Raw genomic sequence first — 16,687 nt, 5'->3', positions numbered from 1 at the left:
ATCCAATTGTTACCATTTACCACTTTATGACTCTGAGGATTGTACCATATAAACGCAAAACTATCTAAGCCTGGATGTGCAATGATGCCTGTACGTCAAACTTTATCAAAGCCTGATATCCAACTTTCTTATTTAGAATGGAATCAAGGTCAAGAACCTTTACTGCTGTTACATGGCTTAGGCGACCATGCTCTAGTGTGGTCTAGTTTAGGAGATTACTTGGCGGCGGATTACCACATAGTTGCGCCAGATATGCGCGGACATGGCCAAAGTAGTAAACCAGAGATAGATTATAGCTTTGAGAGTGCGATCGCAGACCTTGAAGCACTCATGGATAGTCTTGGATGGACTTTTGCCCATATTGTAAGTCACTCGTGGACAGGCAAATTAGCCGCCATCTGGGCAAGACAAAACCCAAAACGTTTACGGAGTATAATTCTCGTCGATCCGATTTTTATCTGGAAAATGCCCAGTCTTTTCAGGGTAACTTTCCCAATGTTATATCGCTTCTTGCCTTTTCTTAAAAGTATGGGGCCCTTTGCCAGCCACGAAGAAGCCGAACAGCAAGCACGGCAATTAAAGCAATATCAAGGATGGAGTTCCTTACAGCAGCAAGTCTTCCAAGCAGGAATAGAACAAAAACCCGATGGGAGTTGGGGCAGCAAATTTACCATAGCCGCCCGCGACGGCATTTTTGAGGCAGTGATGCAAGTGCCCGGTTTTACAATTCCTCTTGACAGCCCTGCCCTATTCATCCAGCCAAAACAAGGACTAAACCGCCAAAATTGGCAAATTCAACCTTACAAAACCTATCTTCAAAACTTACGTATCTGCCAAGTTCCCGGCAATCATTGGCCATTTTTGACACAACCAGAGGCATTTAACCAAACTGTGGCAGCTTTCTTGGCAGAACACAGATCAAAAATCTCATGATTATTAGACGGGATTAGTCATACAGCAACAGAAGAATTAATAGGAGCGGATGTCTAGGGGAATTGGGCACTTGTACTGAGCGTATCGCTAAAGCGAAAGCTTCGCTAACGCATAGCGTCTCATCGTAGAGAAGCCGTTGGCGCAGCCTCTCCAAGAGTTGTATTGGGCATAAGAGGCAGAGGTGCAGAGGGGAAAACTTACTGCAATTTCTCCCTTGCTCCCCTGCTCCCCTGCTCCCCTGCTCCCCTGCTTCCCCACTCTCCACTCCCCACTCCCCACTCCCCTGTCATGAGCCTTTGTATCAACCCTGTTTGCCCTAAACCAAATCACCCAAATAATCATCAAAACCGCTTTTGTCAAAGTTGTGGTTCCCATCTAGAATTGCTAGGGCGTTATCGGGTAACGTGCCTGTTGAGTGAGAAAACAGGTTTTAGTAAAGTTTATGAGGCATACGAGCAAGATACCCCTAAAATTATCAAGATACTCAAAGAAGATTTATCAGGTGACGCCAAAGCAGTAGAACTATTTCAGCAAGAAGTAACGGTGTTGGGAAAATTTAAGCATCCCGGAATTCCCAAAGAAGATAGTTACTTCCAGTATCAAACCCGAAATGGTTTAGTGTTGCATTGCATTGCAATGGAAAAAATCGATGGCTACAACTTAGAACAGTGGCTACAGGAGCAAAATAGCCCCATATCCCAAGAACAAGCCATAGACTGGTTAAGACAGTTGATAGAAATTTTAGATGTAGTACATAGCAAACAGTACCTACATCGAGATATTAAGCCATCTAATATCATGATTAGATCCCCCCTTGAGCAGGGTTGGGGGAATCTAGTACTGATTGATTTTGGCACCGCCAGTGAAATTAATAAAACCTACCAAGACCAACTAAACAACAGCGACAAGATGACAGCACTTATGTCATCTGGCTACAGCGCCCCAGAACAAATGAATGGTCAAGCAGTACCGCAGTCAGATTTCTTTGCTTTGGGACGCACTTTTGTATTTTTGCTGACAGGATATCATCCTTTGGAGATGTATGATGTCCAGCAAAATTTGTTGCACTGGCAAAATCATGCTACCCATATTTCACCCTTACTATTGAATTTAATTGATTGGCTAACAGCGTCAGATATAGAAAAACGTCCTGCCAGTACTGAAGAAATTTTGCATTCCCTAGAAGAAATCGAAACTCAATTAACAGAAACTACTCCGACAAATAATAATATACTAGAATCTTCTAACCTTGAACATTTACCTGTAGATACTAATAAAAACTCATTACCTCCAAGTAAGCAGCCGGAAAAAGTGCCGCTATTGGCATTTTTTGCAGTTCTATTATTAGTATTAGGATTGCTTAGTATAGTGGCTTTAGCTACGCGGAAATCAGATTTTTCTGAAACGTCTTATTACAGACAATATCCAGAAAAAAAAGGTAATATTGATTATTTTTCTTATCAAGAAGGTAGGGATAGTCAGGGAAGGATAGCCGAGTTTAATATAGCGGTTTTATCATTAAAATATAAATGGCTTTTAGGTAGCAACTTTCAAATTAAATACAATGATGAAATTATTAGCGTTGACCTTTTGAAGTTGAACTTAGAACAAGAAGGTATAGAGAAGATAATGGAAGCTCCCAATGAGATTATCTCTGTCGGTACAGCTTCTTGCAAAGGTGATAGATTAATTCAAGAACGTGTGGCTTTAGAACGTTCTAAACAAATCCAACTTTTAGTTAAAAAATTATTTATTAATACACCAAGTGTCAAAAGTTATCGCTTATTAAATTTGGGTCAATTTCAACGGAGTAATTGTCAGGCAAATCAGGATTTAACGACATATCAGACAAGTGTAATAATTATTGGTGTTAAAAGGGAATCATCAGGTGTAATTCTTGACGAGGCGCTACGGAATAGGTTAGCAAAGAAGCCTTTTGCTGATTTTAAATTAGAAGATTATTCTTTGGGATCTGCACAGAAGTTTAAGACTATACCGAGCAATTTATAAAATCTCTACTCTAGTAAAGTAAGATCAGTACATAGGCATATCTCTTATGGCTAGAGCAGCAAATATCAGTACCAAGCGATTAATCAGCCCTATAAACAAACAACTTTTGCCTGTTTGGGACAAACCCGCTTACCTGCTTATCTGTCTTTGTTGACAAATTACTAGTAGCATCTTCCAGACTAACTAGGACGGTTATTCGCACCGTGATTTTTTAGGATGATTTGCGAAAATTAAAGATAACTGGAGGTTCAAAATATGAAATTTTCAATCCAATCACTTTACGCCTGGTATCGCAGTGTGCTTCGTAACCCCAAATACCGTTGGTGGGTAATTTTAGGAACGTTGGTTTATTTGGTCAGCCCATTTGATGTTCTCCCAGATTTTATACCCGTTGTGGGACAGATTGATGATGTTTTCCTTTTGACTCTGCTAGTTAGTGAAGTGTCTGGGCTAGTAATTGAAGGCTGGAAAGCTCGTAAGGGTGATCTGGGTACTGAAGTACCTAATACTACTGAGGGTTCTACCTCTAGTGGAAGCACCATTGATGTTGATGCTGTTTCTGTTAAGTAGTTTTAATAAAACCCCTGCTTTTGGAGTCTTAGGTGGGGGATATTTTTTTTAACGCAGAGGGGCGCAAAGGGAAGCGCGGAGGTTCGCAGAGTGAGAGTTAGAGGTTGTTGGCTACGCGCTTAATACCTTCTTTGAGGTGGAGGACGTTAAAGTTGAGGAGAAGACCTAGTTTGCAGTTTGCGAGTTTGAGATAGGTTAGGAGTTGGACGGAGTGAATCGGGTGGAAGGATTCTACAGATTTAATCTCTACAATTACTTTGTTTTCGACCATCAAATCTAATCGATAAACGCATTCCAATTGCACATCTTGATAAACCAAGGGCAATGGAATTTGCTTACCAACATTCAATCCGGCTTTCTTCAACTCATAATCCAAGCACTCCTCATAAGCCGACTCCAACAAACCAGGCCCTAAAGCAGTATGCACCCTCATCGCACAACCAATAATCACCCCACTCAAATCATTCTCTCTCATCCTCTGCGCTCCTCTGCGTTTCCCTCTGCGCCCCTCTGCGTTTAAAAATCTTTCACAAATTCCGTCAAGAACCTGAACGCCTTCAAAATATAACTAGCGCAATCTCTAGGAGAGGTATTGTAAAACGATCGCCATGCACTCGCCTTATCCTCATCATAGCGATCGCTGCGTTGACTATGATTCTCTAACCACGCCAATCGCACTGCATGGCCAATCAACACATCCAACACGATATATTCTTCAATTTGCAGCTTGGGATTATTGGCAGCGATCGCAGCTAATTCGATTAATGCTTCAATATTAACTTGGCGATATTCTGTAGCTTCAATTTTATTCAGCAAATGCTCAACTAACAGCGCAAAATTCCTTTCCCCCGCTGTCATTTCCGACAACATTATCTCACTATCTAAACGATTGCGGCGCTCTAGTTTATCGCCAATTACTAGACCTTTGCAATGTTGCATTAATAGCCAAACTTGCTTAAAAAATTCTTTTGGTACGCGCCCCGTCGCACCCTCGGCTTGGCGAAACCGCCGCCAACCACCTGGCGGAACTTCTATCCCTTCGGCGATTCCTGGTAATACCACCCAAGCAATATCACTTTCTTTTTGTTTGACGTGCAATGATTCTTGCTGGCGCAACAGGTTACTCATGCCACTATATCCAGTTAATACTTGACGCAAGCGCACTTTAACTTCAAAGGGTGAAAGTTGCATTAAGCGATCGTAAGCTTCATCTTGAGTGACATACAATTCCCGCGCTAATTCGCTGGTTATCAATAAGATGAGATAGCCGACTCTCAGCGTTAATAGTCCCTGGAATAGTTCGGGTTCTGAGCGAATTAAGATACCAAGATAGATTAAAATCTCTTGAGTTAGGACGCGATCGCGTATATCCTCACGACAAAAATGATTAATTTTATCAGCAATTTCATCGTGGGACATGGGTACGGTAATCAAGGACGCTTCACTGTAAGCTTTACCCACAGCAATTTGCTTACCCCTTACCAAAATACTCGTGACTGCATCTGATAGGCTGATATCAACCATTTGCCGTAACCCCGCAGCCCGACGCACTACTGCCCAAATGCCTAAATCTCCAGCTTTGGTGTAAACTTCATCTAGTAAATCGGCTACAGTGACAGGATATCCTGGGCCTCCATATCCTGTATCAAATTCCATTCCCTGTAAGCGAGTTAAAGTTTGCAATAACTCAATTTGCTCGTAGATATTCTCTGATGAACGCAAAGAAGAAAGTAATAATCCGAAGTTAGTTTCATACTCCATTTGAAATTCTTGGGTATGTCCTAAGCGCCAGTTTTTCTCAGGATTATAAGCTAGATAATAGCAACGTGGGCTAGCATTTTTTACTGGCGATCGCGAAAATTCTGCATTGGGTAGAAAATCAATTCTTTGGATTCCGGCTGTCAACATTAGCTGATTTAGCCGCCCTAATTTTACCCGTACACCATTACAAACACCATCTTTCAGTTCTTGCATCAGTTCTAATAATGCTTCAGAACCACTTTCTAACATGGTGTGCGTCAACATTAAAGTCAAGGTAGGACGCCCTAAATCGCTCCAATACTTTTGAATGTAAGCTAGTTCGCTTCTAATTTGATCCAGCAAAAAATGGTAATCAAGAGTTAGATAAAACTGCTGAGAGTCGGAAAATGAAGGCAAAAATACAATTGTTTCACCACGAATCCGAAAGATTCTAGATGTTGTTAAACTCCGCAACCGCCGCACTGGCCGCCCACTTAAACCAAGTTTGTCATTACGTCCAATTTGAGTATAAATAGCTGAAAATTCTCCAGCTTTTCTCACTTGAATCGGTTCTACTTGAGTAGGCGTTTGTGCTTCGATTCCGTGAACTTCTAGTTTTTTCTGTAAATCTTCATCTTCTGCTAATAAAGCAATTTGCACTAATGCTTCCCGCTGTTTGCCCACACACAAATGTCTTCCTAAAGGGTCGATATCACCAACCGCCAGTAACCCTTCACTTAACATTTGACTGAGGAAATATAAACTCTGCGCCCACACCAAAGGAATATTTTCATTGGGCAAACGTGGTTGCGTTTGAGGTGCTAACTTTTCTGCTTCTATGTTTTCAGTTGGAACATAATAAAGTTCTGGCAATAAACGCAAACCATCTTGTTCTATGAGTAATGATTCTAAAAGCTCTTGGTATTTTTTAACTTGTTCTTGTTCGCCACGAAATAATCCATCTAGAACTAAATAAGTAAAAAATAACGGCCATTCGCATTCAATATGCTCAAATTGCTTGAGTTCCCACGGTTCGTAGTGCAAGCGTTGATTATCTTCTAAGACGGTTTGGTGTCCATCACGCAGAAAGCGTTTGCAACCGTATTTACCTGCGAGTTTATTGATAATATCGTTTAGAGTGCGATCGCGTAACTCCAAATCTTCCACTGCAAAGGCAGGATAACTAATAATACTTAACAGCGCTGCATCAATTTCTTTAGAACCAGATTCTCTCGGTAATAGTGATTCTAAAGTAATCCGGGCGCGGGCAATTTCATCTGGTAGCACATGAATCACCGATGCTTGACTACCACGCACACCAAATAAATCTAGTCCATTGATAGCTTCTAAAGCAGCTTTTGCCATGCCTACAGAACTGGCATTTAACTCTGCACTACCACGATTAATTTTATTCCCACGTTCCCAAATGCCATAATCTGGTGTGCGGTAAGCTCGTCCAATATAGTAAACCAAATTTTGGACAAAATTTACTTCATCAATGGTATAAATTATTTGCAATCCCGCAGCTGTCATTTGCCCCAACATCAGCAAAAATATAGATGTGGCATCAAGTTGCAAATGTCCCCATTCGTCATCACCAACAACAATATCACCAGTCGCGGTATTATATTTGGCGTGTAGTCCATCTAGTAGCGACTGAGTATGTTTAAATGTCTCTACTTTATGAGCCTGTCGCATCATCGCAAACAACAACCCGCGCATTAGTTTGATGACACTGTGTTCTAGTTCATAAGTGCGTCCCTCATCGTCGTCAATCTTGCGGTATGCAAGTCCTAAACCCCAAACTGCCAAAATGCTATAAACGTTGTCTCGCACCCAGGCATCTGTGTAATCGCCGTGGGCTGTAATCGCTGTGCTTGCAGGTAGTAAACCCGTAATTGGATTTTGACGAGTCAGGATAATCGTTTTGATTTGCTGGTAGTAATAGTCCAGGCGAGTTAGCAATTTGGTAGATGTTTTCATGGTTTGGTTCGGAACTACTTGCAAAATTTGACCCTGTGACTGTCAAGTGAATTACCTAAACCAAGCCAGAACAAGTTCTGTAATGGTTGATGGGACAACAGCTAAGGGTGGTGTGAGTTTATTATTATCTCTTGTTAATACGCCTCTGGGTACTTAATTTTAGCGATCGCCAACTAAAATATGATATTTGTTCAAATATTTAAATTTTTGTGTAATATTTTATACGTTATTTTTCAGTTTTTTCAGGTGTAACGAATTCTTTTTGTTGATAATTTACGTTATCTAAATGAGTACTAAGTTACGTTTAATTACGTATGCGTTAGCAACTATTAATGAGTAATAAGTCGCGTTTAATTACGTATGCGTTAGTAATTATTATTGCTTTATGATAAGTTCTAAGTTGGAAATAAAATATTTGAGTGGGGAACCAAATGGCAAGCCCTCATCAATGATTGCCTGTGTTATAAAACATAATCTCCAATTTAATTTTTAAACGCCTACTTAGATTATAAAAATTATCATCAATCATGGTGATTTAAGCAGCGATGTCTACAACGGCTACGGCTACGCACTAAACTATAATGGCGAATTATACAGATTGGAATCAGGCTTTAATTGATTATTTTATTAAGGGTACACCACACGGTACAAAAATTTATTTGAGCGTTGATGAAGATGTAATAGAACGTATTGGCTATCATTTTGGGCAATTATCTACAAGTGGTACTTGGGTTGATGACTTCTGCATAGCAGTGAGAAGAAAAGTCATCTTTGAGGGACAGGTTAATTTGCAGCATTTAAAAGGGCGTGATTCGCAAGGATTACCCAAAGGAGTTGCTTTTTTATGTGCCACCATTTTAGCCGCTTCACAAATGGCTCAAGAAGAAAAAATATCAGAAACTAATTATTTCAAACGTTTACGAGAGATTTTAGCCTTGCCTGGTTTTGCTCGTCCACTGGGGATGAAATTTGGTAATGAAGCTGAAGAACCCCTTTGGCGAGAGTGGAATCGTTGGCTAATGGAAGATAGATTTTTACTTTCAGCACAACGAGGTGGTGGTGCAGCTACCTATATTAATTATCCGATTTCTCAATCCTTATTGCGCCGCACTGATAAAGACAGATTGCGAAAACTATTCCAAGAAAAGCAATGGCAAGCCGAATGGGATGCCCAAACTTTGTTTGCTCATGTTCGACGAGAAGCAGGGGGATTTGGCATCCATTTAAAAGATTTACTGACGGAAAATAAGCAACGCCATGAGGCGATTGTGGAAGCTTTGCATCAAGTTTATGAACAGTGGAAAGCTCAAGGATGTCCGACGGCAGACAAGAATAATTATTGCACTTGGAGTCGTCATCTTTTCTGTGGTTTATATCGCACTGAAGTTCCATTTTTAGATCAGGTAGATTATTCTCTTTACCCCAAGCAGCAGCGAGGACGCAGCCTAGAATCAGTAGAGGTTAAACAGGGAGATGATACTTACTCATTAAGAGAAGAACGCCCTGGATGGTATTTTCCTTTAGAGTGTTCAGTCAGTCAGAAGGAGTTAGATAACGGTGCTAAATACCAAATTAGTTCACCAAATGATCTAGATTACCTAATTTTACCCGCTCGTGACTTTTGGATACTAATTCCCGATCCCCAAAATCCTGATTCTGGAGCTTATGCATCTTGGCAAGCCCCTTCATTAGGTACTCAGTTTATTCTCCTATGCAAGCAAGAATTGCTCAGTGATATTCAACGTTTGCGAGATGAGAATTTACTAAAATCGAGTTTGACAACTCAGCCAATATTTAATAATTCGGGATGGGTAGAACTTCAGGAGTGCATGGTTGTTTCTCAAGCTTGGGATGGAGTCTTTATCAAAAATCAAACTCTTAAGTATGCTTTGCAACCAAGTGTAAAATTATCAATCAGTTTGTCTGGCGGCTTGCGCGTACCCAAAATTGGCGCTTGGCTTGTGAATCATGGGCCACAAATTACTATTTTTGGTTTCTATTCAACCGCAGAATTAAAAGTAACTCGATTATCAGATAATCAGACAATTCTGGAGAGTTCACAAAGCACAAATACTTCTATAACGCTTGATTTTGCTCATCCTGATGATTACCTAATTGAGGCAACTTTTGCAGGTGAATCGAGTCAGCGTTTAGTCAAGATTGTAGATTGGAATTATCTAGACATAGAAAAATATGTGCTTCGGGAAGTGATGCCAATTAATTCTGCATATCATATTTTTGGCAGTGTAATTGAGCAAAATTGTTAAATTCTTTAGAGTCATCAGGGTGTATCATGCCACAAGTACAAAGATGGTATGCAGGATTTTCTTATCGCGGAAATCCACAAGACCTCATCAAACAAATTTCTGAACAAGTACATCGTCATAATCTTACTAAATTAGTGCCGCTTTTACGAGTAGAAAAGGGTATAAAATCTCGAAAGCCTTTTTATTTCTTCCTAGCAATTGAAAGTCACCAAGTCGGTGAATTGCCTACAGAATTGCAAGCAAGTCTACTGAAGTTATCGTTTTTCCAATGTCCAATTAAAAATAGTCGGGGCTTCACTTATGAACAGATAAAACCTATGGTTGGTGTAGCTCACGATGTTTTTGATTATACCAGCCCTATTCCTTACCAAGTTAGACAAAATATCAGTGCAGATAACCCGTTTGAACTGACAGAATTACAATCTATTAATCATGCTGATGCTGATTGGGTAAAACCTTCCCAAAATAGCGATCGCTTCCTATACTGGTTATCAACCCTCGGCAGTGGTAGCTGGGAATCCTTTAAAAAAAGCTGCAATGCACTCCAACTTCAAGAACCTAAACGCATCTTACGACGGTTGCGCTTATTAGGACATCTTGAGTTTTCACTCGACGGTTCCAAATGGTCGGCGGCTCCTTCAACTATTGTTAAAATTAACTCGCAAACTTCCGAATTTATACTGTGTGGTCAACGCAGTATCAGCTTACTCAGACAATTAGAAGAATATGAAATTGTAGCATCTATTACTCATCAATCCAGAGGGGAAGCACCACCCTGCATTAAATTGGTGGTGAGTAACCCTGATGCGATCGCAAATAATTTTCCAATCATCAACGCGGGTGAAGTATCCACACGACTTGCCCAAATTCTACCTGATATCGCTAGTTGGCAGCAAAGTCTGAGAAATATGCCGGGAATTGTGCCGAGTCAGTGGGAATGGCAGCACTTTGACGGTGAGGATTTTGAAATCTGCGGTATTCCTCACGAAACAGGGATGTATCTGATGTTTGATGAAAAGCGAAACCTTCGCTACACCCTTTTTTATAACCAAAACACTAACACTTGGCATCAAGGTGATTGGTATGGTTTGCGCTTTCTAGCTTTGCATCATCATGGTGCATCTTGCCAAGCTCATTACAATTTTGCTACAAAGTGTTTGGCAATACCAGTCAAGCAGCGCTGGCCTGAACTATATGAACGTGCTTTAGTGCTGGCATCTGGACAACTACCAACATATCAGGGCAACTGGCTGCTGTATCAAAACGTAGGTGGGGAAGTTGCCTATCAGTTGTGTCAAAAGCTGAATGTTAAATATGAAGAGGCTTTAATCTGTGCATGACGTAGTTGGAGCGTATCAACGACTTAACCATATCTATCAGCTGTATATTAAAAGTGCCTTTCCCCTACGTTATCGCTCTTTAGCGGCAGAACGCGATCGCCTTTTACAACAACCAGGTATTTTAAGCCAACCGCCTTTAATTGAACCAGTTCCGATTTATCCCTCATCTGGGAGAGACTTGCAAACTGCTGCTAAACAACTGCCTAGAAAATACCATGATTTGGCACAACTGGGAAAAATGCTGTTTGAAGGGGGAATCGAACTTTATCAACACCAGTGGGAAAGTTTAGAAGAAGTCTTAATCAACCAAAAAGATTTAGTTGTTACCACTGGTACAGGTTCCGGGAAAACTGAGTGCTTTTTATTGCCACTACTCGCCCATTTAGCCTGGGAATCTAGAACTTGGGAAGCAAGTCCGCCCCCACCGATTCATCATTGCTGGTGGGATGTTCAGGGCGATCGCGTCTCTCAGTGGAAACACGTCACTCGCCCCAAAGCTATGCGAGGTTTGATACTCTATCCTCTCAACGCCTTGGTAGAAGACCAATTGCGACGACTCAGAAAAGCCCTGGAAGCGCCAGAAATCCACAATTGGCTGGATAGAGAACGCGGCACAAATCGGATCACCTTTGGGCGTTACACTGGACAAACCCCGATTCCGGGTGAACCAACACCTAATAAAATCAAACGACTGCGAAACGAATTAGATGAGTGTGCCAAACAGCAACAAAATTTACTTCAGGCGAATTTATCTTTAAATCCCGATTTACCTTACTACTTTCCTCGACTTGATGGCGGGGAAATGTGGTCACGTTGGGATATGCAAGATACTCCACCAGATATTCTAATTACTAACTACTCGATGCTCAACATTATGATGATGCGGAGCATTGAAAACGATATTTTTGATATAACTCGTGACTGGCTGGCTGAACCAAATCATCCAGAACGGCAATTTTTCCTGATTATTGACGAACTACACGCCTATCGTGGCACTCCAGGAACGGAAGTTGCCTATATTTTACGCTTGCTTTTTTCGCGGTTGGGTTTAACGCCAGATTCGCCAAAGCTGCGGATAATCACGACTACAGCAAGCTTGGATGATAATCCAGAAGGAAGAAAATTCTTGCGCGAATTTTTTGGACGTGATGACAAACAGTTTGCTTTCATCACTGGACAACAACAACAGCCAAAAGCCAACGCGAGAAAATCTCTGGTTAAATATGAAACTGCCTTTGCAGAGTTTGCCCAGTCAGTGCAGCCTGATCCATTAGAGTCGATGACACAGCCAGATCCAACGGCAAAGACTGTGGCTATGTCTACTTTGGCCAGCAAGTTGGGATACTCAAAATCTGGAATTAGTGAAGAAAAGCAACTCGGTGAAGCTTTAGCTATTGTTGATGCTGGTGAAGCTTTGCGCGATGCTTGTCAGGAAGTCGATCGCGTTGTTCGCCAAACTAATCAGATGTCGGTTCGGGCGGCGAAAGTCAAATATCCAAACAAGCAAAATCACCAAACAGATTTAGATAACGAACTTTTCCCGAATGCTGCGGGTAGTAGTTTGGTATCCGACTCCATGCGGGGACTACTGTTAGCACTGGGGATGTCAAAATTGGCTAATGGGCGATCGCCTCAACCTGTGCGTGGACATTTATTTTTCCACAATTTGCAAAGCCTATGGGCTTGCTGTAACCCCAGTTGTACCCAAGTTGATCAAATTCAGCGACAAAGCGATCCACCAACCATCGGTGCTATCCATGCTAACCATCGCCTCAGCTGCGGTTGTGGTTCCCGCGTTCTCGATTTAATTGTCTGTGAAGTCTGTGGCGATGTCTTTTTGGGAGGATATAAAAGTACTCGCAAGCTAAGTAACTTGACAGTAGATATCCTCACCCCAGATCAGCCGAACTTAGAAGGTATACCCGATTTGGTTGTGATGAATCAACGTTACGACAACTATCGGGTATTTTGGCCATTACCGGGAGAAACACCAGCCTGGACTACACAACCTCAAGTTTTAAAATGGACTGTTGATCAAATAAAACGCCAGTGGGTGAAAGCAAAGTTAGGCAAACAAACAGGCGTACTTATCCAGGATTCCACACCACCGAATACTGATCAGATTCCAGGGTGGCTGTATCAGGTAACGGGAGATGATTTAGATCAACCAGCACTACCAACAAAGTGTCCCCGGTGTGATGCTGACTACGGTGAACGAAAGAAATTCCCGACTCCCTTGCGTATCCATCGCACCGGCTTTCAAAAGGCTTGTCAAGTTATTGCTAGTGGACTGTTACGAGAAATGCCAGCACCGTCTCAAAAGGGGTTAGGTAGTTCTCGCAAGTTGGTAATATTTTCCGATAGTCGCCAAGATGCAGCTAAACTGGCTGCGGGAATGGAACTTGATCATTACCGCGATATGGTGCGCCTACTACTGATCCAGTCCTTTTCTCAATATTGGGATGACCTGATCGCCTTTTTGCGGATTACTGGTGCTAATAACCCAGCCAGTCTTGCGAAATTGCAGACTTTAAACGCTAATCTTTATAGTGCTGTTACCCAAGCAGCAGATGATCAGACTCGACGCGATCGCTTTGCTAATGCTAATCCTACCTTAGTTACAGAAGCGCTTTTCTGGGTGATGGGTTTACCCGCCAGTAATCAACAGGCGAGTAGTGCATGGCTTGGTTTACTCAAACGCTACCCCGAACGCATTCCTTTGTTGGAATTACGGCAAAAAGTTAGAGATGCTTTATTAGAGTGTGGTATTTGTCCCGGTGGTTCCAGTTTCCGCGCCTTGAATTACTCAGTTGGACAAAATCCGGGTCAGCAACGGTATTCTTGGTTTGAATGCTACAACTGGTCTGGTAATTTGGTGACGCGAATTTTTCCAGCGACACAAAATCAGACTGATCATGCTACCCGACTGGAAGATATGCTCACTGCTGAACTGATGAATCCATTGTTTGATCACATGGTACGCACAATGGAGGGTTTCGGACAAGGGTGGGTCAGCTATCAACCGCTAGAAAATACACCATCTAAGATAGTTGAAGCGACTGATGCAGTAATTAGACAATTGGGCATCCGTCGCCGACACCAGTATTCTAAGTTTTTTTACCCTGGAACAGATCACAACTTACCCGGCTTTGCCCAAAACTACATTCAGTCTACAGGTTTAAAACCTCAAGATATACAACAGCAATTACTCCAGTCACAAGCTGGAATCGCCGCTAGTGGTAGTTTGTCACTAGATCCAAATAAACTTTATTTAATGCTACCGTCGGATAAAAATCAAGGATATCGGTGCGATCGCTGCAATGCTTTCTATCTACATCCTGCTGCTGGTTTATGTCCTGAATGCAATACCCGTACTAACAACAAAAATCCTCAAAAACTTGGTACTGGAACCCCAACTGGCGACTTCGATTACTATACCTATCTTTCCTCGTCAGGTCAGCCCTTCCGCATGAACGCCGCCGAGTTAACTGGACAAACTGACCGAGATCAACGTACCAAACGCCAACGCTGGTTTCAAGATATTTTTATCAATGATGAAATCTCCCGCGTCCAAGGCATCGACCTTTTGAGCGTCACAACTACAATGGAGGCGGGTGTTGATATCGGTGCGCTGTTGGCAGTGATGATGGCAAATATGCCACCCCGTCGCTTCAACTATCAACAGCGAGTCGGTCGCGCGGGTAGACGTTCGGCGGGAGTTGCCTTAGCTGTTACCTTCTGTCGCGGTAGAAGCCACGATGACTTTTACTTCCAACGCCCAGAAAGTATCACAGGTGATCCGCCACCACCGCCCTATGTTGATATGACCAGCAAACCCATTTTTGAGCGTGTTCTGATCAAGGAAGTTTTGCGGCAAGCTTTTAGTAATTTAAGTATTAGTGCTGCAAATGGAGGTGACAATGTACACGGCGAATTTGGTAGTGTAATTGATTGGGAAAATTACAAACCAGATATCCAAGATTGGTTACATGACCCCAAGAATGAGCCAGTCATAATCACTATATTAAATAGCTTGCGAGTGCAGACAGCTTTACCAAACGCCAGCAATGCCCAGATGTTGAATTTCCTGCGCGATGATTTAATCCCAGAAATTCAAACAGTTGTGGAAGACGATACTTACACCCAAGATAAATTGAGTGAACGTCTGGCCAATGCCGGATTATTGCCGATGTTTGGCTTTCCAACGCGGGTGCGATCGCTTTATACCCGCTTTCCCACACGCGCCAACCAATGGCCGCCAACAGAGGGAGTAGTTGATCGGAATCTAGATATTGCCCTCAGCCAATTTGCCCCTCGTTCCCAAACGGTGAAAGATAAAGCTGTGCATACAGCTTGTGGTGTAGTCGAGTTATATCCCCAAGGTAAGAATATAGAATCAAAACCAGGACTTGTACCAGCCCTTACCCAAGAGAATAAATCTTTAGGACTTTGTGGTAACTGTCAAGCGGTAATCTACCCATACAAATTGTTAAAAAAACCACATCCGGGATATCAGGAACCGCCAACAGATATCTGTCCAGTCTGCGGGGTGGATGCTTTGCGTTGTCTAGATGCTAGAGAACCCAAGGGCTTTTTTACTAACTTGCAACCAGAAGACTTTGATGGACAGTTTGAATGGCAACCGCAATCAACCAGACCATCGTTAAGTGTAAATGCTGTGGTAGGCAATGTCCAGCGTATCCTTAACGCTTCCGTGTCTGCATTCAATGACCAGATCATTTCTGTGAATGACAACGGTGGCGTTGGCGGATTTGACTTTCAGAATGCCTCAATTTATGGTACGCCCAAACCCGGAGCTTATGCCGTTTCTTCAGATAAGAATACCTCAGTAACTACATCTGGTTCTACCTATCGGGTGGCATTGTTATCTCGGCGGAAGACGGATATTTTGTTGGTAAATATTGAAGAGTGGCCTACTGGTGTTTTTGCAGATCCAACTACAGTTATCGGACGTGCGGCTTGGTATTCCTTTGCATTTTGGTTGCGGGTAGCAGCTGCCACCCAATTAGATGTAGATGCAATGGAGTTGCAGGCTGGGTTCCGATCGCTAGAGCAAAATGGATCTGTTATCGGGCAGGCTTTTTTATGCGATCATCTAGAAAATGGGGCAGGATATTGTCGGTTTCTGGAAAAGCCAAAAGAATTTAAAAAATTGATGGATTTGGCGAATCCGAATATTCTTAGTAGCATTGCCAGCAAATGGATAAATCAGCCACATGGAAACGCCTGTGATACATCATGCAACTTATGTTTGCGAGATTACCAGAACCTTGCTTATCACGGCTTATTAGACTGGCGACTAGCTTTAGATATGGCGCAATTAGTGTTATCAGCCTCATCTGCAATTGATCTCAATTCCCCCAACGGCAATATTCCAAATCCTTGGAGTGAATTATATCAAGGGATGAATGCGCCAATTCCCGCTACTCTTCAACGCCTTGGTTACGGCTTACCCACTCAGTTCGGAACTCTCACTGGTTACGTACACCAAAATCAGAAGCGTCAGACAATATTGATTTTACGGCATCCTCTGTGGCAAGATAATCATCCTGAGTGGATTGCATCATCAGCGATCGCTAAAGCTCAAACACATTACCACGACTATGAAGTGAAACCTGCCAACCCATTTCTAATTCTGCGTCGTCCAGGTGACTATGCATGAAGTTGCTTGATGCCAAATACTACTTGTATAGATGTAGTAATATTCCAGGCTAGCTCGCAATTTTGTAGATGTTTTCATGGTTTGATTCAGAACTACTTGCAGAATTCAACCCCTTAAAGGATTGGGTTTCTTGCACTTGGGCTATAGGGAATGGGACATGG

At 42.2% G+C, this 16,687-nt stretch carries 8 protein-coding genes; 6 read left to right on the top strand and 2 right to left on the bottom strand.

Features of this window, described 5'->3' with window-relative positions; genetic code table 11:
* The first annotated feature begins 84 nt into the window (after nt 1-84).
* From CDG76_RS34000 to CDG76_RS33990, 3 genes are all read left to right on the top strand, one after another.
* Complete coding sequence (locus tag CDG76_RS34000; protein WP_094353234.1) at nt 85-933, top strand: alpha/beta fold hydrolase; 849 nt, start codon at nt 85-87, stop codon at nt 931-933.
* A gap of 288 nt (nt 934-1,221) precedes the next feature.
* Nucleotides 1,222-2,943, top strand: coding sequence for a serine/threonine-protein kinase (locus CDG76_RS33995; protein WP_094353233.1), 1,722 nt, complete (start codon nt 1,222-1,224; stop codon nt 2,941-2,943).
* Nucleotides 2,944-3,198: 255 nt separating this feature from the next.
* Nucleotides 3,199-3,513, top strand: coding sequence for a YkvA family protein (locus CDG76_RS33990; RefSeq protein WP_094353232.1), 315 nt, complete (start codon nt 3,199-3,201; stop codon nt 3,511-3,513).
* 97 nt (nt 3,514-3,610) lie between these two features.
* Here the strand turns inward: CDG76_RS33990 and CDG76_RS33985 are convergent, their stop codons facing one another.
* The gene (locus CDG76_RS33985; protein WP_094353231.1) at nt 3,611-3,988 is read right to left on the bottom strand and encodes a GxxExxY protein; all 378 of its coding nucleotides are present in this window, start codon (nt 3,986-3,988) and stop codon (nt 3,611-3,613) included.
* Nucleotides 3,989-4,029: 41 nt separating this feature from the next.
* On the bottom strand, nt 4,030-7,236 hold the full coding sequence (locus CDG76_RS33980) for a glycoside hydrolase family 15 protein (protein ID WP_094353230.1): 3,207 nt from the start codon (nt 7,234-7,236) through the stop codon (nt 4,030-4,032).
* A 581-nt stretch (nt 7,237-7,817) separates the two neighbouring features.
* Here CDG76_RS33980 and CDG76_RS33975 point away from each other — a divergent pair.
* The 3 genes from CDG76_RS33975 to CDG76_RS33965 are packed head-to-tail and all read left to right on the top strand — an operon-like array spanning nt 7,818 to nt 16,526.
* On the top strand, nt 7,818-9,503 hold the full coding sequence (locus CDG76_RS33975) for a hypothetical protein (RefSeq protein ID WP_094353229.1): 1,686 nt from the start codon (nt 7,818-7,820) through the stop codon (nt 9,501-9,503).
* A 26-nt stretch (nt 9,504-9,529) separates the two neighbouring features.
* Nucleotides 9,530-10,843 carry a hypothetical protein gene (locus tag CDG76_RS33970; protein WP_094353228.1) on the top strand — a complete coding sequence of 438 codons (1,314 nt, stop codon included), beginning with the start codon at nt 9,530-9,532 and terminating at the stop codon, nt 10,841-10,843.
* Nucleotides 10,836-16,526 carry a DEAD/DEAH box helicase gene (locus tag CDG76_RS33965; RefSeq protein WP_094353227.1) on the top strand — a complete coding sequence of 1,897 codons (5,691 nt, stop codon included), beginning with the start codon at nt 10,836-10,838 and terminating at the stop codon, nt 16,524-16,526. The genes CDG76_RS33970 and CDG76_RS33965 overlap by 8 nt, the downstream gene beginning before the upstream one ends.
* The last annotated feature ends 161 nt before the right edge of the window (nt 16,527-16,687 follow it).

This window comes from Nostoc sp. 'Peltigera membranacea cyanobiont' 210A, from assembly GCF_002246015.1.
GTDB lineage: Bacteria > Cyanobacteriota > Cyanobacteriia > Cyanobacteriales > Nostocaceae > Nostoc.
The sequence above is the reverse complement of the archived record's forward strand: the minus strand, read 5'-3'. Positions and strand labels throughout refer to the sequence as shown.